This is a genomic window from Mesorhizobium sp. WSM4820, from assembly GCF_055811075.1.
Window position 1 is genome coordinate 7,047 of sequence record NZ_JBVVQN010000004.1, and the last position, 23,383, is coordinate 30,429.

General features: G+C 61.2%; 19 protein-coding genes. 5 read left to right on the forward strand and 14 right to left on the reverse strand.

All coding sequences use genetic code 11. The features are described from left to right. Positions 1-135: 135 nt before the first annotated feature. On the reverse strand, positions 136-1,806 hold the full coding sequence (locus AC0L2R_RS08095; protein ID WP_287122240.1) for a peptide ABC transporter substrate-binding protein: 1,671 nt from the start codon (positions 1,804-1,806) through the stop codon (positions 136-138). A gap of 38 nt (positions 1,807-1,844) precedes the next feature. Beyond that, positions 1,845-3,509 (reverse strand): ABC transporter ATP-binding protein, encoded by a 1,665-nt coding sequence (locus AC0L2R_RS08100; RefSeq protein WP_473508384.1) that lies wholly within the window; start codon positions 3,507-3,509, stop codon positions 1,845-1,847. Between the two features lie 688 nt (positions 3,510-4,197). Between AC0L2R_RS08100 and AC0L2R_RS08105 the strand changes: the two genes are divergently transcribed. The 3 genes from AC0L2R_RS08105 to AC0L2R_RS08115 all read left to right on the forward strand — a co-directional run bounded on the left by AC0L2R_RS08105 (position 4,198) and on the right by AC0L2R_RS08115 (position 7,163). Next, a complete protein-coding gene (locus tag AC0L2R_RS08105; protein ID WP_473508385.1) occupies positions 4,198-5,523 on the forward strand; it encodes an NAD(P)/FAD-dependent oxidoreductase in 1,326 nt (441 codons plus the stop codon). A 79-nt stretch (positions 5,524-5,602) separates the two neighbouring features. Then, positions 5,603-6,676: a tartrate dehydrogenase gene (locus AC0L2R_RS08110; RefSeq protein WP_473508386.1), complete on the forward strand. Its 1,074-nt coding sequence runs from the start codon at positions 5,603-5,605 to the stop codon at positions 6,674-6,676. A 10-nt stretch (positions 6,677-6,686) separates the two neighbouring features. Beyond that, the gene (locus AC0L2R_RS08115; RefSeq protein WP_023798454.1) at positions 6,687-7,163 is read left to right on the forward strand and encodes an Lrp/AsnC family transcriptional regulator; all 477 of its coding nucleotides are present in this window, start codon (positions 6,687-6,689) and stop codon (positions 7,161-7,163) included. A gap of 40 nt (positions 7,164-7,203) precedes the next feature. On the opposite strand, the gene AC0L2R_RS08120 is transcribed toward AC0L2R_RS08115, so the two are convergent. Together AC0L2R_RS08120 and AC0L2R_RS08125 are read right to left on the reverse strand one after the other, a co-directional pair. Then, a complete protein-coding gene (locus tag AC0L2R_RS08120; protein WP_091593965.1) occupies positions 7,204-8,580 on the reverse strand; it encodes an aspartate aminotransferase family protein in 1,377 nt (458 codons plus the stop codon). A 30-nt stretch (positions 8,581-8,610) separates the two neighbouring features. Next, positions 8,611-9,453, reverse strand: coding sequence for a GNAT family N-acetyltransferase (locus AC0L2R_RS08125; RefSeq protein ID WP_473508387.1), 843 nt, complete (start codon positions 9,451-9,453; stop codon positions 8,611-8,613). Between the two features lie 321 nt (positions 9,454-9,774). On the opposite strand from AC0L2R_RS08125, the gene AC0L2R_RS08130 reads away from it, so the two are divergent. Then, positions 9,775-10,464 (forward strand): haloacid dehalogenase type II, encoded by a 690-nt coding sequence (locus tag AC0L2R_RS08130; protein WP_023798457.1) that lies wholly within the window; start codon positions 9,775-9,777, stop codon positions 10,462-10,464. Between the two features lie 565 nt (positions 10,465-11,029). Here the strand turns inward: AC0L2R_RS08130 and AC0L2R_RS08135 are convergent. The 5 genes from AC0L2R_RS08135 to argE form a co-directional block, all read right to left on the reverse strand. After that, positions 11,030-12,505, reverse strand: coding sequence for an NAD-dependent succinate-semialdehyde dehydrogenase (locus AC0L2R_RS08135; RefSeq protein WP_473508388.1), 1,476 nt, complete (start codon positions 12,503-12,505; stop codon positions 11,030-11,032). Between the two features lie 18 nt (positions 12,506-12,523). Further along, the gene (locus AC0L2R_RS08140; protein ID WP_473508389.1) at positions 12,524-13,567 is read right to left on the reverse strand and encodes a tartrate dehydrogenase; all 1,044 of its coding nucleotides are present in this window, start codon (positions 13,565-13,567) and stop codon (positions 12,524-12,526) included. A gap of 167 nt (positions 13,568-13,734) precedes the next feature. Next, positions 13,735-14,091, reverse strand: coding sequence for a cupin domain-containing protein (locus AC0L2R_RS08145; RefSeq protein ID WP_473508390.1), 357 nt, complete (start codon positions 14,089-14,091; stop codon positions 13,735-13,737). 13 nt (positions 14,092-14,104) lie between these two features. Then, positions 14,105-15,028 carry a 2-hydroxyacid dehydrogenase gene (locus AC0L2R_RS08150; RefSeq protein ID WP_473508391.1) on the reverse strand — a complete coding sequence of 308 codons (924 nt, stop codon included), beginning with the start codon at positions 15,026-15,028 and terminating at the stop codon, positions 14,105-14,107. A gap of 16 nt (positions 15,029-15,044) precedes the next feature. Then, positions 15,045-16,169 carry an acetylornithine deacetylase gene (gene argE / locus AC0L2R_RS08155; RefSeq protein WP_473508392.1) on the reverse strand — a complete coding sequence of 375 codons (1,125 nt, stop codon included), beginning with the start codon at positions 16,167-16,169 and terminating at the stop codon, positions 15,045-15,047. 255 nt (positions 16,170-16,424) lie between these two features. Here argE and AC0L2R_RS08160 point away from each other — a divergent pair, with 255 nt between their 5' ends. After that, positions 16,425-17,303 carry a GNAT family N-acetyltransferase gene (locus AC0L2R_RS08160; RefSeq protein ID WP_473508393.1) on the forward strand — a complete coding sequence of 293 codons (879 nt, stop codon included), beginning with the start codon at positions 16,425-16,427 and terminating at the stop codon, positions 17,301-17,303. A 77-nt stretch (positions 17,304-17,380) separates the two neighbouring features. On the opposite strand, the gene AC0L2R_RS08165 is transcribed toward AC0L2R_RS08160, so the two are convergent. From AC0L2R_RS08165 to AC0L2R_RS08185, 5 genes are all read right to left on the reverse strand, one after another. Further along, on the reverse strand, positions 17,381-18,787 hold the full coding sequence (locus AC0L2R_RS08165; RefSeq protein WP_473508394.1) for a MalY/PatB family protein: 1,407 nt from the start codon (positions 18,785-18,787) through the stop codon (positions 17,381-17,383). Continuing rightward, entirely contained in the window at positions 18,726-19,865 is a 1,140-nt protein-coding gene (locus AC0L2R_RS08170) for an amino acid ABC transporter permease (RefSeq protein ID WP_473508395.1), read from the reverse strand. The genes AC0L2R_RS08165 and AC0L2R_RS08170 overlap by 62 nt, the downstream gene beginning before the upstream one ends. 3 nt (positions 19,866-19,868) lie before the next feature. Further along, positions 19,869-21,056, reverse strand: a complete 1,188-nt coding sequence (locus tag AC0L2R_RS08175; protein ID WP_473508396.1) for an amino acid ABC transporter permease — start codon at positions 21,054-21,056, stop codon at positions 19,869-19,871. A gap of 70 nt (positions 21,057-21,126) precedes the next feature. Next, the gene (locus tag AC0L2R_RS08180; protein ID WP_473508397.1) at positions 21,127-22,140 is read right to left on the reverse strand and encodes an amino acid ABC transporter substrate-binding protein; all 1,014 of its coding nucleotides are present in this window, start codon (positions 22,138-22,140) and stop codon (positions 21,127-21,129) included. 92 nt (positions 22,141-22,232) lie between these two features. Continuing rightward, a complete protein-coding gene (locus AC0L2R_RS08185; protein ID WP_473508398.1) occupies positions 22,233-23,246 on the reverse strand; it encodes a LysR family transcriptional regulator in 1,014 nt (337 codons plus the stop codon). Between the last annotated feature and the right edge of the window lie 137 nt (positions 23,247-23,383).

The following is a 23,383-nucleotide window of genomic DNA, read 5'->3' on the forward strand; positions in this document are numbered from 1 at the left end:
TTTGTTGGTGGTTTGTTCCGCGGGTTTTACCAAACCCCCCCCAATATAACCCCTCATCACCCCCCCGCCCCCCCCCCCCACCCCCCCGCGCCCCCCCCCCGCCCCCCCCGGGGGGGGGGGGGCGGTCTATATATGTCAGGCCTTCCAATGCCATCCGGCGGCATGCCAGGATGCGACGCGGGTGTTGGAATTTGCCTCAAAACCCTCCAGCCCCTGCTTGCGGCCGAACACGTTGGTGTAGGCAAACAGAGGCAGGAACGGCAGATCCTGACGAACGATTTCCTGCACGCGCAGATAGACGGCGCGGCGCTGTTCCCGATCGAAGGTGCGGGCGCCCTTTTCGAGCAGCGCATCGACCTCCGGGTTGGAGTATTGGCCGGTGTTCGAGCCCTTTCCGCCCTTGGCGACGATCGCCTTGCTGTGCAGGCGGTTGGTAACGTCGGGGTCGCCGGCGATGAGATTGGTTACACCGGAGATGGCTGACTCGAACTGCGATTTGAGCCAGAAATCGCCCCACATCACGGCGGAGGGCAGGTTCGAAATGGTCATCTCGACGCCGATCTCGGCGAATGTCTGCTGCAGGAACTGCTGCGTCTGCTCGCGCAAATGATTGCCGGAGGTGGTGGAGTTGGCGAACGACAGGCGCACTCCGTCCTTCACCCGAATGCCATCGGCTCCGGGTACCCAGCCGGCCTCGTCGAGGATCTGGCCCGCCCGCTCGAGGTTGAACTCCTGTGCCGGCAGGTTCGGATTGTAGTAGTACGAATTCTGCGGCATGAACGTCTCGGTCGGCTTGTGGATCCCGTAGTAAAGTGCTTCGAGGATCGCTTTCCTGTCGATTGCCAAGTAGAGCGCCTGGCGGACCGCTGGGTCCTTGAATTGCGGCTTCTCAAGATTGAGATAGATCGACTCGACCGACGCTCCAGGCTCCAGCTTGACCGCACGATCCGATAGTGTGCTGGCTTCCGCGTAGTGGTCGGCGGTTATGTATGCCTGGTCGACGAGGTCGATGTCGCCGCTCTTGAACTGGGTGTAGAGCACCGTCATGTCGGGGATGTATTTGAAGACGAGCCGCTCCAAATAGGGGCCCTCCCCGGCATAATCCGCGTTTGCGACGAGTTCGACATGGTCGCCGGCAACGCGCTGCGCCCACTTGAATGCGCCAGTGCCGACAGGCGCCTGATTGAAGGCGGCGGCGTTGGGGTCGGCCTCTTTTTCGAGGATGTGCTTGGGAACCATGAAGGTTTCGGCGAGAAACGACAAATAGGGGGCGAAAGCCTCCTCCATCCGCCAGGTCAGCTCGGTCGGCGAGACCACCTTGATGTCGCGCACCAGCGAATGGCCGGCCGTGCGCCACGCCCGGAATTTCGGGTTGGTGATGAGCTCAAGCGTGAATTTCACGTCCTCGGCCGTGAACGGCTTGCCGTCGTGCCAGCGGACATCGTCTCGCAGGCGAATGCGCCACATCAGACCGTCCTCTGAAATGCCGCCGTTTTTCTGGTTGGGCACTTCGACTGCGAGATTGGGCTGAAGAACGCCTTTGGGATCCATGCGGAAGAGCGCATCGAAAAGCGAGAAATGCACAGCGTCGTCGACCTCGATGTGCGGCATCAACGGATTGAATACGGTGGGCTCCTGCGAGAGACCGACGACGACGCGGCCGGTTGGGCTCGCCGGCGGGTTCTGGGCGAAGGCGGGCTTGCCCAACAGATTGGGCGCAATGAGGCCTGCCGCCCCGCCTATCGCCATCAATCGCAGTGCATCGCGGCGCGAGTAGCTTGATTTGGTGTTTGAGCGTTCAGTCATTGGAATTCCCCTTGTTCTGGCGGTATCCGCCGTGGCTCTTACCCATTTGCTGCAACCGGACGGGTAGACCCCGGCTGCTCTCCAGGAATCGCCGCCACCAGCTCACGTGTGTAGGCTGATTGCGGGTCGAGGAAGATTTGCGAGGGAGGACCGCGTTCTACGATCCGCCCCTTCTGCATCACCGCGATTTCGTCGCAGATCTGGCTGGCGACGCGCAGGTCGTGGGTGATGAAGATCATCGAAACGCCGGTCTCTCGCTGGATCTGGTCGAGCAGCTGCAGGATCTGGGCCTGGATCGACACGTCCAGCGCCGAGACAGCTTCGTCGGCGATCAGCAGCTTCGGCTTGAACATCAGTGCCCGGGCGATGCCGATGCGCTGGCGCTGCCCACCGGAAAATTCATGCGGAAAGCGGTCAAAGGCGCCGGCATCGAGGCCGACATGGGCCAGGAGCGCCTTCGCCTCTTCACGCGCCTGGGCATAGGGCGTCCCGTGCGCGACCGGGCCAACGGTCAGGATGTGGCCGATCGTCGAGCGCGGGTTGAGCGAGGCGAAGGGATCCTGGAAGATCATCTGGACCCGCGGCCGCAGCGGACGGAATTCGGCTTCGGAAAGCTTGGCGATGTCGCGGCCCTCGAACAGAATCCCGCCGCCGTCGCTGTCCAGCAGCTTGATCAAAAGCCGACCAAGCGACGATTTGCCGGAACCGCTTTCGCCGACAACGCCCAGCGTGCGCCCCGGCGCCAAATCGAACGAGACCTCGTTGACCGCGGGCACGACGCGCTGCGCGCTGAACAGGGAGCTGCCGCTGCGGTAGGTCTTCATCAGGCCTTCGACCTTCAGGATCGGCGCTTTGTCGGCTGTCTCCAGAGGAACGCGATCCTCGCCGGTCAGGTGCGGGACGGCTGCGATAAGGCGCCTTGTGTAGGGATGGCCCGGCGACTTCAGGACCTGCTGAGCGCTACCCTGCTCGACGATGTGACCCTTCTCCATCACCACGACGCTGTCTGCGATTTCGGCCACCACCCCGAAGTCGTGAGTGATGAACATCACGCTCATCCCCTTGCGGCGCTGAATGTCGCGGATCAGCTCCAGAATCTGCGCCTGGGTGGTCACGTCGAGCGCGGTGGTCGGTTCATCCGCGATCAGGATCGTCGGCTCGAGCGCCAGCGCCATGGCGATCATCACCCGTTGCCGCTGCCCGCCGGAGAGGCGGAACGGATACTGGTGGTACATGAGTTCCGGGTCAGGCAGCCCCACCTCGGTCAGCAACTCGATAGCCCGGCCGCGACGGGATTTGGCAGTGCCGACGCCATGCGCCGCCATAACCTCGTCGATCTGTGCACCCACGGTCATCAACGGATTGAGCGCCGACAGCGGGTCCTGGAAGATCATCGACACCACCCGGCCGCGCAGGCTGCGCAGCTTGTCCTGCGGCATGCCTACGATGTTCATTCCATCGAGGTGGATGGCGCCCGAGGAGACGCGGATCACATTGGGCAGTAGCCCCATGATGGCGTTCGCGGTGACCGACTTGCCGGATCCGGATTCGCCAATGACGCACAGGATCTGGCCGCGTTTCAGATCAAACGAGATGTTCTCGACGGCATAAGTCCGTTCCATGCCTTTCGGCAGATTCACCGTGAGGTCGCGCACCGAAAGCGCCACATCGTGGGGGGCTACAGGCTGGATCGTTGCGACCATTGCGATCATCTCCCGTTTGAACCGAGCGGGTCCACGCTGTTGCGGACCACATCATCGCGCTTTGAGCAGAAGCGCCTCACCATAGCGTCCGTCGTCTGGTCATCTCGGCGCTTCGAGCGCTGAGGCTGCGAGAGACGGATTCTGCTCATCCTGGCGGCTCCCTTGATGAAATTCGGTCCGTGGACCGGACACTGTTCCCTTTTCTTGGAGAACTCTCCGAAGGCGTAAGCCCTGCCTATCGGAAGTCCTCTGGAGCTTACCCGTTATAAGGAAGGGTTGCTCCGTTCTTTCAGCCAGTTTGACTGTTCTGTATCCGCATAGTCGTCGAAATTTGGCCCTCGGGCGGCAGGAACTTCTGAAAAGAACGTCAGGTTCGGCATTTCACTCTGCCACCGTTCCGGCGCAGAAAACCGGGATCAGACAACCAGGTCCTTCGTCCGCTAATTTGTGCGCGACAGGCCTTGCGTCACTGCGCGCCGCGTCCCGAAAAGCCCATGCCGCAGATCACGCGACTGGATGAAGTGTACTCCTGCTTGCCCCTGCGAGGTTGGGGCCAGCGAGCGCTTTTCGGCAACAATTGCCTGTTCCATGGGCTGCAAACCGCAGGAAATTCCGTCCAGGCATGAACTCCGCAGCCTGCCTCTGCGGGCCGCAGGCTAGGATGCATCAAATTACCGGAGTCCCATCCATGCCCGCGCCGCTCATTCACATTGAGTCCAGCCCATCCCTGCCTCGCGAGGCGGACGTCGTCGTCATCGGCGGCGGCGTGGTCGGCGTATTCACGGCCTATTATCTCGCACGCCGCGGCGTCAGCGTTGCCCTGCTGGAGAAGGGGCGCGTTGCCGCCGAACAGTCCAGCCGCAACTGGGGCTGGTGCCGTCAGCAGAACCGTGACGCACGCGAGTTGCCGATGGCAACCAAGAGCCTCGACCTCTGGGAAAAAGTGGCGCAGGAGACCGGCGAGGACACCGGCTTCCGCCGCTGCGGCCTGCTCTATCTCTCGCAGGACGAAAACGAGTTGGCAGGCTGGGCAAAGTGGCGCGATTTCGCAAGGACGGTTGGCGTCACGACGCATGTGCTGAGCGCAGAAGAAGCCACCGAACGGGGCAAGGCGACCGGCCGCAAATGGAAAGGCGGCGTGTTCTCGCCAACTGACGGAACGGCGGATCCTTCAAAGGCGGTGCCGGTTGCCGCGCGCGGCATCATGGCGGCCGGCGGCACCGTGCATCAGAATTGCGCGGCGCGCGGGCTGGAACTAAGCGCCGGCCGGGTCAGCGGCGTCGTTACAGAAGCCGGAACCATCCGGACGACGACCGTGGTCATGGCCGGAGGCGCGTGGGCTTCTTCCTTCTGCAACCAGCTTGGTATCCGTTTCCCGCAAGCTGCCGTGCGTCAGTCCATTCTAGCCGTAGCGCCGGGAGCAGAAGGCCTGCCGGATGCCCTGCATACCGCGCGCGTCTCGCTGACGCGGCGCAGCAACGGCGGATACGCGCTGGCGATCAGCGGGCGGGCGCGAGTCGATCCAACGCCGCAGCAGCTCAGGTTCAGCCGCGAGTTCGTGCCGATGTTCGCCCGCCGCTGGCGCAGTCTGGCCCCGGGAGCGTTCGAGGGCTGGCGTCAAGGTCATGAAAGCCTGAGGAAATGGGTACTTGACGACGTGACCCCAATGGAACGGAATCGGATTCTCGACCCCAAACCTGACATGAGGCAGATTCGCCTGACCTATCAAAGAGCCTGCGAATTGCTGCCCGAGTTCCAGCGCGTCGCGATTTCTCATGCTTGGGCGGGCTATGTCGACAGCACGCCCGATGGCGTCCCGGCAATTGGTGAAGTGGAGGAGATTCCGGGCTTTCTTCTCGCCGCGGGATTTAGCGGCCACGGCTTCGGGATCGGCCCCGGCGCTGGGCATATGATCGCCGATATCATCACCGGCAGCGAGCCGATCGTCGATCCGCGTCCCTATCGGCCGGAGCGTCTGAAGACAGCTGCGTGGGGCAAGGTCGCTGAATTCTGAGAAGACCGTTTGCCAAGCTACATCAGGTCGCACACGAGATCGAGGCCGCGAGGCGGCCAGCACTGAAGGGAAAGTGACGATGCGCGAATATGAGATTGCCGCCATTCCTGCCGACGGGATCGGCCCAGAGGTCATTGCCGCCGGACTCCAGGCGCTTGAGGCGCTGCAGCGGCGCTGCGGCGACTTCAAGCTGCGCGTCCAGCACTTCGACTGGGGCTCAGACTACTACAAGGCGCATGGTCGGATGATGCCCGAAGATGGGGTGGCGCAACTGAAGCGCTTCGACGCTATCTTCTTTGGCGCGGTAGGCGCTCCCGATGTGCCCGACGACATCACGCTCTGGGGCCTCCGGCTGCCAATCTGCCAAGGCTTTGATCAATACGCGAACGTGCGGCCGACCAGGATATTGCCCGGTATTGTTTCGCCGCTGGTCGGCGTTGGCCCTGGCGATCTGGATTGGGTGATCGTGCGGGAGAATTCCGAGGGCGAGTATTCGGGCCACGGCGGCCGAGCCCATCGCGGCCTCCCCGAGGAGGTCGGAACCGAGGTCGCGATCTTCACGCGCGTCGGCGTCACCCGCATCATGCGCTATGCATTCCGGCTGGCGCAATCACGGCCGCGAAAGCTCCTGACAGTCGTTACAAAATCCAACGCGCAGCGTCACGGCATGGTAATGTGGGACGAAATCGCAGCCGAGGTGGCGCCGGAATTCCCGGACGTCGCCTGGGACAAGATGCTGGTCGATGCTATGACAGTGCGTATGACGTTGAAACCTCGGAGCCTTGATACGATCGTCGCCACCAATCTTCACGCCGACATATTGTCGGACCTTGCGGGCGCGCTCGCGGGCAGTCTCGGCGTTGCACCGACCGCCAACATTGATCCCGAGCGGCGCTATCCCTCGATGTTCGAGCCAATTCACGGCTCGGCATTCGACATCGCCGGCAAGGGTATTGCCAACCCGGTCGCCACCTTCTGGACCGCTGCCCAGATGCTCGAACATCTGGGCGAGAGCGCAGCGGCCGCCCGGTTGATGAACGCTGTGGAATCGGTGACGAGTGAGGGCGTGCTGACGCCGGACGTCGGAGGGACAGCGACCACGCAGGAGGTGACGGACGCCGTCTGCCGGACGATCCGCGGTTCCAACGTTTGACAGGTTTCCAATGAAGCTCGACAAGATCGACATCAAGATCTTATCCCAACTGCAGAAGAACGGGCGGGTCACGAATGTCGAGCTCGCCGACCTGGTGAACCTTTCACCGAGCCCTTGCCTGATGCGGGTGAAGAAGCTTCAGACGGAAGGCTTCATCACCGGCTATTCCGCCCAGATCGATGTGTCCAAGCTCGGGCAGACTCTGACGATCTTCACCGAAGTCACGCTCAAGCACCACCAGCAGAACGACTTCGCGAGATTTCTCACCGCAATCCAGAAGGTCGATTCTGTTATCGAATGCCACCTGGTTTCAGGCGGTTACGACTATCTTGTGAAGTTTGTCACAGCGGGCATCAGCGAGTACCAGACGATCATGGAGCGCATGATCGAACTGGATATCGGAATCGACAAATATTTCAGCTTCGTCGTGCTGAAGTCACCGATCGTGAAATCCCATTTGCCTCTCGACGCGATATTCGACAGATGAGAAAGAGGCTGCCGCGCGCATGCGGCGGCAGCCTGGACGATCATCCCTTCATCGCCGACCGCACGTCCTGGTCCTCGAGGGTTTGATCCAGGGTCATCCGGGTGCGTTCGAGGATTCCATCAATATCGTCATCGGTGCAGCAGAGCGGCGGCGCAAAGCCGAGAATGCCGCTGTTGAAGGCGCGGATAACAAGGCCGTTCGCCCACGCGCGCTCGAAGATGCGGCGCCCCGGGTCGGCCGCCGCCGGCAGCGGCGTCTTGCGCTCCTTGTCGGTGACCAACTCGATTGCTGCCAGCATGCCACGGCCGCGAATGTCGCCAACCAGCGGGTGGTCGGCGAGCGAGCGAAGGCCTTCCATCAGGCGCTTGCCGGCCTTGCGCCCGTTCTCGAGCAAGCTGTCTTCGTAGAGACGCAGACATTCGAGCCCGACCGCCGCGCTCACGGGATGGGCCGAATAAGTATAGCCATGGCCGACAGGCGCTTTGCCGGCTCCGTCTGCGATCGTATTGTACACATGGTCCGAGATGAAGACGGCGCCCATCGGCACGTAGCCCGAGGTCAGTCCCTTCGCCGTGGTCATGAGATCCGGCACGACATCGTCTTCCTCACAGGCGAAGAGGGGGCCGGTACGGCCAAAGGCAGTGATGACTTCATCGACGACGAACAGGATATCGTGTTCCTTGCACACGGCGTGCAGAGCCTTCAGCCAACCTGTCGGTGGAACGAGGACACCGCCCGAACCCTGGATGGGTTCGGCGTAGAAGGCCGCAACGCGGCCCGCGCCCAGTTCCGCGATTTTGGCGCGCAGGGCCGCGACCGATGCATCGATGATCGCCTGCGGGTCGGAACCGACCGGATTGCGATAGGCGTAGTGCGAGGGAATCTTGTGCTGCCAGTCGTAAGGCACGCCGAAACCCGCATGGAAAGCCGGAATCGCGGTCAGGCCTGATCCAGCCGTCGAGGAGCCATGGTAGCCATGCTCGACCGAGATGAACTGGTCCTTCTGCGGCGTGCCCTTGGCATGGTAGTAATAGCGAATGAAGCGGATCGTGCTGTCGACTGCGTCGGAGCCGCCAAGCGTGAAATAGACGTGGTTCAAATCGCCGGGCGCCAGTTCGGCAAGCCTGGCAGCAAGGCGAATGGCAGGCTCGGATCCCAGCCCGAAATATCCCGTGGCATAGGGAAGCTCTCTTAGCTGCTTTGCGGCTGCTTCAACGACACTTTCCTGGCCGTAGCCGATGTTCACACACCATAGACCGGCGAATCCGTCCAGCAGGGTTTTCCCGCTTGCATCGGTCACCGTTGCGCCCTTGGCGGATTTGAGCACCCGCACGCCCGTCTCCTCGTGGCTCCGATAGCATGAAAACGGGTGAACCAGATGCGCGCGATCGAGTTCGATCAGTGAATTTGCCAGCATTTCTTCCTCCGATTCAACCGATTGCCTGATTTAACCAAGTGCCTGACTGACCAACGCATATGTGCGATGATGCGCCGGCTTGCTTTCCCTGTGCGTGGCCATGGAGCGTCGCATCGTGATCCCCCCGCCGACGTGCGCGAGCCCGCGCCCGGTGAGCCATTCAGCAAGATCCGTTGAGACGTCGGTATCGACACGCACGAACTTGCCCTGATGATGGGCGAGCAGAAAGTCGATCAGGGCCTTGGCCTCGGTACCGTTCCTCGCCACCACCGGGCCGATGACCAGCCCCCGGCCGAATGGCCGGATGGCGGAAAAGGCCTGGGCAACGCCTTCATCGCGAATGACAGCGAGCTTCGCGCGCTCGAAAACCCGTTTCATCAGCGCCGATCGGTCATGGCCAAATGCCTCGCGATCCAGCACCTCAAGGCGGGCAAGATCGCCGCTCTCTGCCCAGGATACACGGGCCGGCGCCGAAACTGCCAACGCCTCGCCCTGATGCTGCACGATCTCGCCAGTCGTGACGAAGCCCAGCTTCTCATAGAGCGGCAGGCCTTCCTGTGTCGCCGTCAGGCAACAGGTGCGCTCACCCGCCTTGGCCAGCGCCTCTTCCATCATCTTTCGGCCGAGTCCGCGGCCGCGCATCGCCGCATCGACGATCACCATGTTGATGGCGGCGGTATTGTCGCCGTAGGGGGTCATCATGATCGTCGCCACCACGCGTTCTTCTTCCAGGGCGACGATCCCCTGGCTGACCGACTGGGCCAGTTCCCAATCCTCGCGACGATGCGGCCAATTGACTTGGCGAGACAACTCGACAGCGCCTTCCAGGTGCCCCGGTGTCATCTCTTCAAGGATGATCTGTTGTGTGGTCATGATGAATTTCCAGCCTTCGTCTTCAGGTGCTAACGGTAGACCACCAAAGACAGCACTTCCTCCCGACCGGCAGCCAAGCGCGACGCGTTTTCACTATCCTTCGCCGCTCGTGCCGCATCTTCTGCCGAAGCAAGGCCGACAGGCCGCGCCGCTCCCAAAGCTCGAAAGGACTCCTGGCGCAACTCTCTGCCAAACCGGCGATGCAATACGAAACGATCTGCTTCAGGTCGCGGCGAATGCGGCCGTTAGTCTTCCAGATCTCCGCCTATGGTGATTGTGGTACAGGCACGCTGTGCCGAGAAAACCAGGAGGATGGTCGCCATGTCGACGTTCAGACCGAAATACATCACTTTCGATTGCTACGGCACGCTCACCAATTTCGATATGGCCGGTGCCGCGCGGCGCGTCTACGGCGAGCGCCTCTCCCCAGAGGCAATGGCCAGCTTCGTGGAGGCTTTTAGAGGCTATCGCCTTGACGAGGTGCTGGGGCCATGGAAACCCTTCCTCGAGGTGGTGCAGAATTCCATCGAACGCAGCTGCAAGCGCATCGGTATCCAGTTCAAACCCGAAGACGCCCAACGCATCTATGACGAAGTGCCGACCTGGGGTCCGCACCCCGACGTCCCGGCTGGCCTGTCCAGAGTGGCCAAGGAAATCCCACTGGTGATCCTGTCCAACTCCATGAACAGCCTGATCATGTCGAATGTGGAAAAGCTCGGCGCGCCCTTTCACACCGTCATCACCGCCGAAGAGGTTGGCGCCTACAAGCCGCTGATGAAGGGCTTTGAATACATGCTCGACAAGCTCGGCTGCGGCCCGGAGGACATCACTCATGTCTCGTCCTCCTTCCGCTACGATTTGATGACCGCCTACGATCTCGGCATCAAGAGCAAGGTCTGGGTGAACCGCGGCCACGAGCCCGCGAACCCCTTCTACGAATATACCGAGATCAAGGATATCGGCGGGCTGGCCGCCGCCGTCGGCCTGGATCCCGTTCGGGAAGTTGCTTGAGGCTGGCGGGCCTCGGCCATCGCGGCATCCGAACCATCGAAATGAGAAAGGGGCGGTTTCGACCGCCCCTTTCTCATTGCTGATGCATGTCGCACAAAAGCATGCCCTCGGAGCCTGGGATTGACCGAACCACCCCTCGCTCGTCGTCCCAAGGCAGAGCAAGGAGCGAGCGGCGCAGCGCAGACCCTGACATCCATACGGCGGTGGACCTTCGCTGCCTGACGGTCGGGCAGCCAAATCTCCAACGCTGGCGATTGGCATAAGCCACCACGACTTCGGTCGAGGTAGAGGCGATGGTCGCCCATCGCCTCTACTCGACCGAAGTGGAGGGATGCTTCGGCTAATCCCGGAGGTTTGCGATTGCCACTGAAAATCGGCCGCTGAAAAGGGGACTGTGTTCCAATGCATGTCGCGCAAAGGGATGCCCTCAGGCCTGACCCTGGGCCTGACCGAGGGTGTGCAGCGGTTTGCGATAGCGACAGCATAAACAACAATCTAAAGCGCGCCGCATGAGGCCGGTCAAACGCGACGCCCTTTAGTTCGCAGTTGCGACTCCGAAAGGCCTCTAATTAAGCCCGCCGACGTGGAGCGTCTTGACCTCGAGATATTCTTCGATCCCGAGTTGCGATCCTTCCCGCCCCACGCCTGACTGCTTGACACCGCCGAAAGGCGCAACCTCGGTCGAGATCAGGCCTGTGTTGAGCCCGACCATACCGAACTCCAGCGCCTCGGCGACACGCCATGACCGCTTGAGGTCGTCGGTGTAGAAGTAGGCGGCAAGGCCGAACGGCGTAGCGTTCGCGATGGTGATGGCCTCTTCCTCCGTCTCGAAGCGAAAAAGCGGCGCCACCGGACCGAAGGTCTCTTCCGATGCCAGGAGCATCTCGGTAGTAGCCTCCCCCAGGACGACGGGCCGCGCATATTGCCTGCCGTCAGGCACTGCCTCGCTTTGGGCGAGGATCTGCGCGCCTTTCTTCTTCGCATCCGCAATGTGACGCTCGATCTTGTCGATCGCGGCCGTGTTGATCATCGGGCCGATCTCAGTGCCCTCGTCGGTCCCCGCGCCAACCTTCATCCGCGTGACGCGCTGGCTCAGCTTTTCGGCGAACGCGTCGTAAACGCCTTCCTGCACGAGAATCCGGTTCGCGCAAACGCAGGTCTGGCCGCCATTGCGGAACTTGGATACGATCACCCCTTCAACTGCGTTATCCAGATCGGCGTCGTCAAAGACGATAAAGGGCGCGTTGCCGCCAAGCTCCAGGCTCAGCCGCTTGATGCTGTCGGCCGCGCCACGCATGAGCAGCGCACCGACGCGGGTCGAACCGGTGAACGAGATCTTGCGCACCGTCTCGTTGGCCATCAGTTCTTTGCCGATCTCTCCCGGCATGCCGGTCACGATGTTGATAACGCCTGCCGGGATGCCCGCCCGCTCCGCCAGGACGCCGAGCGCGAGCGCCGAAAAGGGTGTGAACTCCGACGGCTTGATGACAACAGTACAACCTGCAGCCAGCGCCGGCGCCACCTTGCGCGTGATCATCGCGTTCGGGAAATTCCACGGCGTGATGATGGCACAGACGCCGACTGCTTCCCTAAGAACCAGAATGCGTCGATCGGCGGTGGGTGACGGAATGGTCGAGCCACCGATGCGGCGCGCCTCTTCCGCAAACCATTTCACGAAAGATGCGCCGTAGCGGATTTCCGCCGACGCCTCGGCAAGCGGCTTACCCTGTTCGAGCGTCAGCAGAAGCGCCAAGTCCTGTTCGTGCTGGCGAATGAGGTCGTGCCAGCGCTCCAGCAATCTCGCACGCTCGGCATGAGTCGTCTTCTTCCAGCTTTTGAATGCCTCGGCCGCAGCACCGATCGCGGCCCGGGTGTCGTCGCCGCCCATGTCGGGAACGCTGCCAAGAACGGCCAGGGTGGCAGGGTTGGTGACCTCGACGGCGGCCTTTGTATCCGCTTCCCGCCACACACCGCCAATCAACGCCTGCTGGCGGAACAGGTCCGCATCGTCAAACGTGCCAATCTTCGTTATCGCATTCATGGTCTTTCCTCTGCCCTTTCAGCTCAACGCCGCAAGCACGGCTTGCGTGATTGTTTCAGTCCGGTCCTTGCCTGCGATCGTGCCAATGCCCCGCGCGGTTATGGACTCGATTACCGACATCACTTCTGCCGCAGCATGCCCCTCGCCCAGATGCTCGAGCATCATCGCACCGGACCAGATCGCGGCGATCGGATTGGCGACGCCGAGATGCGCGATGTCGGGCGCCGAACCGTGGACCGGTTCGAACATGGAAGGCGCACTGCGATCGGGATTGATATTGGCGGAGGCGGCGTAACCCAGCCCGCCCTGAATGGCCGCTCCAATATCCGTGAGGATGTCGCCAAACAGGTTCGAGGCGACGATCACGTCGAGGCTATCCGGCGCCAGCACCATGCGGGCGGCAATGGCGTCGATGTGGTAGTGCGAGACCTCGACATCGGCATAGTCCTTCGCCACCTCACGCGTGACCTCATCCCAGAAAACCATGGAATGCTTTTGGGCGTTGGATTTGGTCACGGATGCGAGCTTCTTGCCGCGCGCCCGCGCCTGTTCGAAACCGAAACGCATGATCCGTTCGACACCGGCACGCGTGAAGATTGACGTCTCAATCGCGACCTCATTGGCCGTGCCAGAATGCACGCGCCCGCCGGCGCCGGAATATTCGCCTTCCGTATTCTCGCGAATGCACAGGATGTCGAAACCATCGGAGCGGAGGGGCCCCTGAACGCCCGGCAACAGCCTGTGCGGCCGTATGTTGGCGTACTGCGTGAACCCTTTCCGGATCGGCAGCAGCAGTCCGTGAAGCGATACTGAGTCGGGCACTTCCGCGGGCCAGCCTACAGCGCCGAGATAGATCGCATCGAATTTTCGGAGTGTCTCGATGCCGTCTGGCGGCATCATTGCGCCGGTTTCCAGGTAGTAGGCGCACGACCATGGGAAGCGTGTGCCATCAAGGGCGAAACCGCCCCGTTTGGCTGCGGCCTGCATCACCTGCCATGCCGCCCCGGTCACGTCCTTGCCGATGCCGTCGCCGGGGATGAGCGCTATGTCATAGGTCTTCATCGATCGAGGTCCTCATTCGCACTAGCGGAACCATAGCGGACCGCGCGCCGCATTTTTCGTCGAGAATGAGCGGCCCGACAGCGTCGAATCGCGTCGGGCCGAACTTGGATAGTCGATTGTTCTGGAACCGCCGCGCGCTCTACTCGGCCGTACCTTGAGCACTGGACTCAGTCGTAAACGCAGACGTAGATCTTGCGCACGGTCTCGATCGTGCGCCAGACACCCACGAAACCGGGCTTCATCACGAAACTGTCGCCGGCGCGATAGGTCTTGGTCTCGCCGCCCTTCTCCTCGATTTCGATGAGGCCCGAAAGGATATGGCAGAACTCGTAGGTGGAGCCCTTGATCGAATGCGTCTCGCCGGGGGTGGCTTCCCAGACGCCGGTCAGAACCTTCTCACCTTTCGAGGCATCCTGCGCCCAGCTCTTGAAGGATGGAGTGCCGGAAATGAGCCGCTCAGGCAGCGGCAATGCCTCCTTCGGCGTGAAGGCGGGATTTGTGTCGATCGTGGTCAGCAGTGACATGTGGGTCTCCTGGTTAGTAGCCGAGTGTCCGATCGATGAGGCCGATCAGTTCTTCGCCGGCGCGGTGGCGCCGGACGTTGTCGACGGCGGCTTGCGCCGCCGTAAGTGGTTGTGTCACCGAGGCAATGTGCGGCGTTATCATCACCTTCGGATGCGACCACAGCGGATGGTCTTCCGGGAGCGGTTCCGGATCAGTGACATCAAGCATCGCCGCGGATACGTGACCGGTATCGAGCGCGTCGATCAGCGCGGCCTGGTCGAGTTGCGGACCCCTGCCGACATGCAGCAGCCGCGCCCCGGCTGGTAGCAAGGAGAAGAGTTTTGCATCGAGAATGCCGCTGGTTTCCGGCGTCAGCGGCAGCAGGCAGACGAGAATGTCCGTCTGCTTCAGAAAGCGGGGCAACTGATCGGCGCCGTGAAAACAGGTGACTCCCTCAATCCGCTTTTCGCTGCGGCTCCACCCGGCAAGCGGAAACTGGAATGGCTTCAGGCGTTCGATTGCCGCCTGCGCCAGCATGCCAAGACCAAGAAAGCCGACCCGGCGCTCAGCCGCCTGTCGAGCGGCAATCGGTTGCCAGAGGCACCTCTTCTGCTGCTCGAGATAGGCGGGCATCTCCCGGTGGAGCGCCAACACGCCAAGCGCGACGTATTCCTGCATCATGCGGATGATGCCGTCCTCGACCATGCGCACAAGCTTCACATGGCTTGGCACAACGTCTTGCTTGAATTGGTCGACGCCGGCTCCGATCGAAAACAGCACTTCCAGATTGCGATAGCGGGAGATGTCGTCCGGCACCGTCCAGGTGATGAGATAGCGCACCTTGTCCGGCTCCATCTCCTCGCCGGAATGGAAGAATTCCAGATCCGGGAGTTCGCGCGCAAAAATCTCGCGGAACACCGCAGCACGCGCCGCATCGGAGTTGAAAAGAAATGCCATGGAACCCGCCCTTCCCTCAGGCCGCGAGACGCGCGCCGAGATCGTCGATCATGCTCTGGCAGGCAGCAAGTTCACCGATCTCGATGTATTCATTGGGACGATGCGCGCGGGAAATTTCGCCAGGGCCGCAAATGATCGCATCGATACCGGCCTGCTGATAAAGCCCGGCCTCAGTGCCGTAACTGACCGCCGTGAGCGGCTCCTGCCCGGTCAGCTCTGTCAGGACTGCCGCCAGCTTGCTCCCATCCGCCGGCGCAAGGGCGGGATAGGAACTCAATTCGTGCCAGGCCACCTCGAAGCCGCTGTCGCGCAGATCGAAAAGCCGGGCTTTGACCGGCTCAAGCAGGGATGCTGGGGAAACGCCCGGCACGGCACGCACCTCGATATCGGCTGTGCAGTGGCCAGCGATGATGTTGACCGCCTGTCCACCGGCGATGACACCCACCTGCAAGGAAGAGTATGGGGGCTCGAAATTTTGATCGAGCGGGCCGCCCGTGAGCGATTGGCCGTAGGCCACTGCGTGCGAGATGACGCCGGCCATGGCGTGCACGGCATTGAGTCCGAGATCGGGGCGTGACGAGTGGCCGGATCGCCCGATCACCTCGAGCCGCGCCGCGGCCTTTCCCTTGTGCGCACGCACAGGTTGCATCCGGCTGGGCTCGCCGACAATTGCGCCAAGCGGCCTCTCGCACAGGCTCGGCAACGCAGCCAGGAGATGCGGCACACCACGGCACCCCGCCTCTTCGTCGTAGGAGAATGCGAGATGGACTGGCTGCCGCAGGTTCATTGCCGCAAGTCCTGGCAGCGCGGCCAGTGCGCAGGCGAGAAAGCCCTTCATGTCGGTGGTGCCGCGGCCGTAAAGCCTGCCGCCCTCGCGACGCAGGACGAACGGATCGGAGCTCCATTCCGGCTCGCCGGCCGGCACGACATCCATATGTCCGGAGATGATATAGCCCCGACCGGCACGCGGGCCGACCGTGACGAACAGGTTGGACCGGTCGCCCTCGGGACCGGGCAGAACCGTCACCTCGGCTCCGGCTGCCTGACAGTAGTCGCGGATCCAATCGACGATCTCACCGTTTGGCGTGCCCACAACTGAGGGAAACGCAATCAGGGTCGCGAGGATTTCTTCCACGTTCATGGCTGTCCGCTCTGCTTGCACACTGTAGGTTGCGACCAGCCTATCCCTGAGCAGCAGTGTTCCCTGCCGAATCGCGTCGTGCTTTGGCTGAAGATTGCGAAAAAACGCCTCGAACCAGCGAAACCTGCTGGCGTTCCCCTGTAATGCTGCTGCAAATGAGGCCTGTCGCAAACATGGCTATCGGCGCTAGGATTTAACACCGCGTGCCCTGGGCATTCGTTGAAAGACATTCGTTGAAGGAGCGGATCGACTGAGATGCAGAGATCAGTACGCCTGAAATCCTTTGAACTGGTCGCGCGAGACATCAACGATGTCGATGTTGATCTGCTGCATGCACTGTCGATTTCGGTCCGCTGGCCGCATCGTCCCAAGGACTGGGATTTGTTGCGCCGCGCCGGCCACGGCATCGTCGCCGTTGACGGAATCGGGCGCGTCTTCGGAAGCGCGATGTGGTTTCCCCAAGGGGACGATTTTGCCACCATCGGCCTGGTGATCACGACGCCTCGCGCACAGGCGCAGGGAGGCGGCCGATGGCTCATGGACCAGGTCCTCGAGCAGTGCGGGGATCGCAATCTGGCCCTGAATGCCACCCATGCCGCCTATCCTCTGTATGTGTCGCTCGGCTTCACGAACGAGGCGATCGTCTACATGCGCCAGGGCGAGATCCCACAAAAACTCCCGCCAATGCCAGCTCCGGATGGTGAATTAAGTGATCTGCCCAGCGGCGGACTTCGCGAGATCACCGAACTGGACGCGCGCGCATTCGGGACCAACCGTGCAAGGCTGCTTGCGTTGCTCTCGGAGGATGCCTCGATCGCCACTTTGAGTCGCGGCGGCGAGGTCGTTGGCTATTCCATGTGTCGCGAGTTCGGGCGCGGCCATGTGATTGGTCCCACAGTAGCCCGAAACGACCAGGACGCGGTCCATCTCTCAGCCGTCCATCTGAAGAAGCTGGCAGGTCGATTCGCCCGCGTCGATACGCGCGAGAAGGATGGCGTGTTTGCCGAGTTTCTTCAGCAGAGCGGCCTCGGCATTGCCGAGACAGTGACGACGATGTCCAAAGGCCGCCGCTTTCTGAACCGCGAAAGCAACGAGCCCTGGGTCTATGGATTGGCCAGCCACGCCTGGAGCTGAATGCAAGCACGCTATCGCCGATGCCGCAGGGCGGCTATCGCCGATGCCGCTGGGCCGCTCCGGTCCCGTCAACGCTCTCACAACGACTCCAGCGCCCTGGACATGCGTTCGAGCCCTCTGCGCAACAGCGGACGAGGGCAACCGACATTGAGGCGAATGAAGCCTTCACCGCCGGGTCCATAGACGCGCCCGTCGTACAAATTGACTCCGGCTCGGTCGACGAAAAACCGTTGAACGCCTCCGACCCTCCGATCGAGCCCGCGCGCATCCAGCCACACCAGGAAGGAAGCGTCCGGCCGCATCGGTGTGATGCCCGGCAGGCGATCCTCGGCGAAGTTGAGGACGAGATCGACATTGCCGCCGATGTAGCGCGTCAGCTGATCCAGCCACGGCGCGCCGGTGCTGTAGGCGACCTCTAGCGCCAGCCGCCCAAAGAAGTTGGCATTGACCATGAACGATGCCTGCATGGTGGCCAGAAGCGCCTCGCGCCGCTGCTTGTTGGCCACCGACACGGTTGCGGAGGGCACGCCGGCCAGATTGAAGGTCTTCGTTGGCGCCGTGCAGATGAATGACTTTTCCGCGGCATCCTCCGAGAGGGACGAGAAGACGATGTGCGGGCGATCCGACAATCTGATATCGCAATGGATGTCATCAGATATGACAAGGATGCCGTAGCGCTCGCAGACATCGTTCAGCGCCGTCAATTCCTGGCGCGTCCACACCTTTCCAGCTGGATTGTGCGGATTACACAACAGGAAGGCCTTGGCGCCGGCTGCCAGTTTCGCGAAGTTCTCCAGGTCGAGTTCATATCGGTTATCTTGCAACCTTAGCCTGTTAACCAGCAGCTTCCTGCCGTTCCCCTGAATCACTTCGAAATAGGGCGAGTAAATGGGAGACTGCACAATCACCCCGTCCCCGGGCTTCGTGAAGGTCCGAAGCATCGCGGCTACCGACGGCATGATCGCAGGCGCCGGCAGCAGCGATTCCAGTGCCGGCGACCAGCCGTGCCGACGCGCGAACCATGATTGCACAATCTCGTAGTGACGGGGGTCGCGGCGGGTATAGCCATAGATTCCATGGTCCGCCGCTTCCCGCAGCCGCGCGATGACGGTTTCAGGCGCGCGAAAATCCATGTCCGCGGTCCACAACGAAAGCAGATCTTCGCCCTCGACCCGAGGCGAGAATTCGTCCCACTGATTGGCCCATTTGACTGACCCAAACTGGTGGCGATCATAGATCCTGTCGAAGTCGATCATTCCAACATTTCTCTCCGCAACCGTCGGTTGCGATGCATCTGCACAAGCCATTGCCTGGTTTCCGGTGTGGTTTTCGCCGCTCGCGGCTGCTCGAACTTTTGGCGGGCTATTTGAGGATTTGCGCCACGTGCCTCGCTGCTGAAACTGCCTGTCGCACATCCGCTTCCTAGCTCTTGTGGCCGCGCGCCAACGCGCGCTCCATGGACTGCGAGTACCGGGACATTCCAAAGCAGAAGATCCAGTAGACCAGCCCGGCGAAGAGATAGCCGGTCGAGGAGATCGTCGGCCCAGCCCAGTTCGGGTCGACACGCGCCGTTTCGACGGCTCTCAGGAAGTCCGCAATGCCGACGATCGCCACCAGCGTCGTGTCCTTGAACAGCCCGATGAATGTCGAGACGATGCCTGGGATAACGATAGTGAGCGCCTGCGGCAGGATGATCAGACGCATCATGGTGAAGTAGCTGACGCCGAGCGCGTTTGCCGCCTCATATTGCCCCTTCGGAATCGCCTGAAGGCCTGCGCGCACCACCTCGGCCATGTAGGCGGACGAGAACAGCGCGATTGCAATCAGCGGACGCAGCAGCCGATCGGGCGTCAGATAGTCGGGCACGAAGAGTGGCATCATGAAATTCGCCATGAACAGCACCGTGATGAACGGCACACCCCTGACGACCTCGATGAAGATCACACACACTGCTCTGACGAGGGGAAGCTCCGATCGTCGGCCAAGCGCGAGAAGCACACCGAGCGGGAGCGAGAAGACGATGCCCACGATCGACATGAGCAGAGTGATGAGCAGCCCACCCCACAAGACGGTATCGATGACCGGCAGATCGAGCGACGCGACGCCCCTCAACAGCACGAAGGCGACGACCGGGTAGGCAACAAAGAACAGCAACGCCGCCACATTGCGCCGCGGCGCCCGTTTCCACAGCAGCCAGGCGATCAGCACGGAGCCGATCGCCAGCGTCAGGTCCACCCGCCAGCGCTCGGACAACGGGTAGGCTCCGTACCGGAGATAGTCGAATTTCTCGACGATGAACGGCCAACAGGCGCCGTCAGGGTTGGCGCGGCATTCTTGCTGTCCGCCTGCCCAGACTGCGTCCAAGACTGCAAAACTCACGAATTGATGCAAAAGCCATGCGGCGAGAACTGTGAAGCAGATCGTGAGCACGCCGGAGAACGGTGTCGAGAACAGGTTCTTTCTGATCCAGGTCGCCGGGCTCGGCCGGATTCCAGAAGGCGGCGCCATAGGCGGCAGAAGCGGAGCGCTAACCAGGGGCGGATGCAGGGACTGGCCGCTCATGCATCACCTCTCGATGATCGCGAAACGTTGATTGAACGCGTTCATGGCCATCGACATGACGAGGGAGATCGCGAGATAGACCGACAGCGTGATCGCCATCACCTGGACGGCGGCGCCGGTTTGGTTGAGCACCGTTCCCGCAAAAATCTGAACGAGGTCGGGGTAGCCGATAAACACGGCGAGTGAGGAATTCTTCGTGAGATTCAGGTACTGGCTGGTCAGCGGCGGTATGATGATGCGCAGTGCCTGCGGAACAATGACCAGGCGAAGCGTTTTGCCCGGCGCAAGCCCGAGCGCATGGGCAGCTTCGGTCTGGCCTTTCGGCACAGCCTGGATCCCGCTGCGGACAATTTCCGCGATAAAGGAAGCGGTATAGACGGACAGACCGATCAGAAGAGCCGCGAACTCCGGATAAAGCTGGTGTCCACCCCGGTAATTGAACCCTTTCAACTCTGGCGTCACGAACGACACCGGCGAACCGACCAGGAGGAAGACGATCAGAGGCAGTCCGATCAAGGCAGCGAGGCTGACCCAAAGCACGGGCAGCTGCTTTCCGGTGCGGTTCTGTGCGCGTCTGGCGTAGGACCAAAAAGCGACGCAGAAGAAGCTGGCCGCCAGGAATGCAAGTCCCACGGTACCTGCTCCTGCGTAGAGCTGGATTTCCGGAATGATGAGACCGCGATTGTTCAGATAGATGCCGCCGGGCAGTTCGATCGACGCCCTCGGCGCAGGCAGCGCTTTCAGGACTGCATTGTACCAGAACAAAAGCTGCAGCAATAACGGGATGTTGCGTATGATCTCTACATAGGAGGCCGCGACCTTTGAAACGATCCAGTTCGGTGACAGGCGGGCGATGCCGACGACAAAGCCCAAAACTGTGGCCAGGACGATCCCAAGCAGGCTCACATAGAGGGTGTTGACCACACCTACCCAAAACGCCTGGCCGTAGGTGGAGAGCGTGTCGTAGGGGATCAGTATCTGATTGATGTCGAAGCCGGCGGTCTCGTTCCAGAAGCCGAAGGACAGCGGAATCCCGCGTGCCCTCATGTTCGACGCAGTCTGAACGGCAATGCCCACGGCCAAAGCCAGCAGGCTGGCCGCCAGTAAAAGCTGATAGACGATGCCGCGGACCTTGGCGTCGTGCAAGGACAGGCTCCTGCGCGAGGGCGCGGCGAGCAGCACATCGGACATGACCCTGTTCCTGTGTTGATGTGGACTAACACGCCGGCGCAATCGCTGGCGTCTTGTGGACCAACCCAGCCTAGCGGATCGGCGGGGCGTACTGGAGACCGCCCTCACTCCAAAGAGCGTTCAGGCCGCGCTCCATCTTGAGCGGCGAGGCCTTGCCGATATTGCGATCGAACACTTCGCCATAGTTGCCGACCTGCCTGATAACGTCCACGGACCAGCTATCGCCAAGCCCGAGATCCTTTCCAAGGCTGCCCTCCGCTCCGAGCAGCCGGCGAATGTTCGGCTTGTCCGACGACTTCATTTCATCGACATTCTCAGAGGTTACACCCAGTTCCTCGGCAGCAACCATGACAAGGAGCGTCCATTTGGCCACGTTGAGCCAATGATCATCGCCCTGCCGCACGGCTGGCCCAAGCGGCTCCTTGGAGATGAGTTCAGGAAGCACGATGCTGTCGTCGGCCTTCGCCATGCGCTGGCGCGATGCATTCAAGGTGGACGTGTCGGCGGAGAGGACGTCGCAGCGGCCTTCGTCGTAGGCCTTTACGACGGCTTCTTCATCGGCAAACCCGACGGTCGAGAATGTCATCGAATGCGACCGGAAGTAATCGGCGAGATTCAATTCTGTCGTCGTGCCCTGGGTGACGCAGATGGATGCGCCATCCAGATCCTTAGCCGAACCGATGTTCTCCGCTTTGCGGACCATAAAACCCTGGCCATCGTAGAAATACGTGCCCGCAAAAAGTATTCCGAGAGACGTGTCGCGGGATGACGTCCAGGTTGCGTTATGTGCGAGTATATCGATCTCGCCCGACTGAAGCGCGGTGAAACGGTCCTTCGGCGTAAGCGGAATGAACCTTACCTTCTGCGCGTCGCCCAGAACCGCTGCTGCAACAGCGCGACAATAGTCGACCACGAAACCGGTCCATTTGCCCTCATTGTCTGGAAGGCTAAATCCGGCCGTCGCCGAGTTGGTTCCGCAGGTCAGAACTCCGTTCTTCCTGACATTTTCGATCGTCGCGGCGGACGCGTTGGATACAACGAGCCCTACCGCTGCTCCGACCAGACCCTTGAGAATTGCTTGCATCTTGGTTCCCCTTATTTTTGTGGAGCACCCAAGGTTGCGCAGGGCTCATTATTGGTCAAATTCATTCTCGTCATGATGACTATGAGGTCTGCTCATACAAATGGCTGCACTCCTAATGGTTTCAGCCGTGTGTCTCCTGTTTGTTTCTTCTGTTCTCTCTCAGAAACAATTTCTCTCTTTTTAATCTGTGACTCAGAGTAGATGTTTGAGAGAACTTCTTTGAGCCAGATCGTCCCTGGGTCCGTGGCCATCTGCGGATGAAGGAGCAACCACGCGCTCACATTTGGGATCGGCAGGGGCGGCGAAAGCAGCGTCACTTCACTCGCTTTATCAAGGATTTGGAGGATTCCGTCACCACAATGAGCAACAAGTTCGGTGCCTCGCAAAACCCACGGAAGTGCCAGATAATTCGATATCGTCGCGACCACGTTCCGCCGCAAACCAAGCTCCTTGAGCGCGGCATCCGCAAGTCCGCTGGAAACACCATCGGCGGAAACCTGCAAGTGAGACGCTGACAGGTATGTCTCCAATGACATCGCCGAACTTGCGATTTGGCTGCCGCTCCAAACTGCGCAGAAGAGACGATCCTGGCCCAGTTCGACCTTTAGGAGGCTTGGGTCATCCTTGATCACTGCTCCAGTCAAGGCACAGTCGATCTGTCGAAGATGAACCGAGGACGGGATATCGAGCCCGTTCGCTGGAATAATATTCAACGTGGCACCGGGCGCCTGCCTGGAAAACTCCCGGAGAAGACGGGGTATGATTATCATCGCATGGTAGTCGGTGAGTCCGACACGAAAGTTCCGCCGCGTGGTTGCGGGATCGAAAGTTTGATGGCGATCAATCGAGGCTCGAATCGTCGCCAATCCGGCTGAGATGTCTGGCAGAAGCTCAACCGCCCGCGGGGTCGGCCTCATAACGCCTCCATCGCGCGTGAACAGCTTGTCGCCGAAAAGGTGCCGCAGCCTGGATAAGGAGTGGCTGATCGCAGATTGCGTTCTTCCCAATTCGCATGCCGTACGCGTGACACTTCTTTCGCGCATCATGACGTCGAACACGCGCAGCAAATTCAGGTCGAGGTCATCGAAACTCATGAGATTGCCCATGAATGGTTTGTCATGAATGGCTTGTCATGAATCAGCACCGAAAAATGACCGCCACAGAGAGCCGATAAGGCCTTGGGTTTCATGATGAGGCGAGAACGCTCGATTGCTGGCCCTGCCCTCGCCAGGGATTTGCAAGC

Excerpts from the sequence above, each read along its gene's own strand:
- AC0L2R_RS08095 (WP_287122240.1), bottom strand. The coding sequence starts at position 1,806 with ATGACTGAACGCTCAAACACCAAATCAAGCTACTCGCGCCGCGATGCA.
- AC0L2R_RS08100 (WP_473508384.1), bottom strand. The coding sequence starts at position 3,509 with ATGGTCGCAACGATCCAGCCTGTAGCCCCCCACGATGTGGCGCTTTCG.
- AC0L2R_RS08105 (WP_473508385.1), top strand. The coding sequence starts at position 4,198 with ATGCCCGCGCCGCTCATTCACATTGAGTCCAGCCCATCCCTGCCTCGC.
- AC0L2R_RS08110 (WP_473508386.1), top strand. The coding sequence starts at position 5,603 with ATGCGCGAATATGAGATTGCCGCCATTCCTGCCGACGGGATCGGCCCA.
- AC0L2R_RS08115 (WP_023798454.1), top strand. The coding sequence starts at position 6,687 with ATGAAGCTCGACAAGATCGACATCAAGATCTTATCCCAACTGCAGAAG.
- AC0L2R_RS08120 (WP_091593965.1), bottom strand. The coding sequence starts at position 8,580 with ATGCTGGCAAATTCACTGATCGAACTCGATCGCGCGCATCTGGTTCAC.
- AC0L2R_RS08125 (WP_473508387.1), bottom strand. The coding sequence starts at position 9,453 with ATGACCACACAACAGATCATCCTTGAAGAGATGACACCGGGGCACCTG.
- AC0L2R_RS08130 (WP_023798457.1), top strand. The coding sequence starts at position 9,775 with ATGTCGACGTTCAGACCGAAATACATCACTTTCGATTGCTACGGCACG.
- AC0L2R_RS08135 (WP_473508388.1), bottom strand. The coding sequence starts at position 12,505 with ATGAATGCGATAACGAAGATTGGCACGTTTGACGATGCGGACCTGTTC.
- AC0L2R_RS08140 (WP_473508389.1), bottom strand. The coding sequence starts at position 13,567 with ATGAAGACCTATGACATAGCGCTCATCCCCGGCGACGGCATCGGCAAG.
- AC0L2R_RS08145 (WP_473508390.1), bottom strand. The coding sequence starts at position 14,091 with ATGTCACTGCTGACCACGATCGACACAAATCCCGCCTTCACGCCGAAG.
- AC0L2R_RS08150 (WP_473508391.1), bottom strand. The coding sequence starts at position 15,028 with ATGGCATTTCTTTTCAACTCCGATGCGGCGCGTGCTGCGGTGTTCCGC.
- argE (WP_473508392.1), bottom strand. The coding sequence starts at position 16,169 with ATGAACGTGGAAGAAATCCTCGCGACCCTGATTGCGTTTCCCTCAGTT.
- AC0L2R_RS08160 (WP_473508393.1), top strand. The coding sequence starts at position 16,425 with ATGCAGAGATCAGTACGCCTGAAATCCTTTGAACTGGTCGCGCGAGAC.
- AC0L2R_RS08170 (WP_473508395.1), bottom strand. The coding sequence starts at position 19,865 with ATGAGCGGCCAGTCCCTGCATCCGCCCCTGGTTAGCGCTCCGCTTCTG.
- AC0L2R_RS08175 (WP_473508396.1), bottom strand. The coding sequence starts at position 21,056 with ATGTCCGATGTGCTGCTCGCCGCGCCCTCGCGCAGGAGCCTGTCCTTG.
- AC0L2R_RS08180 (WP_473508397.1), bottom strand. The coding sequence starts at position 22,140 with ATGCAAGCAATTCTCAAGGGTCTGGTCGGAGCAGCGGTAGGGCTCGTT.
- AC0L2R_RS08185 (WP_473508398.1), bottom strand. The coding sequence starts at position 23,246 with ATGGGCAATCTCATGAGTTTCGATGACCTCGACCTGAATTTGCTGCGC.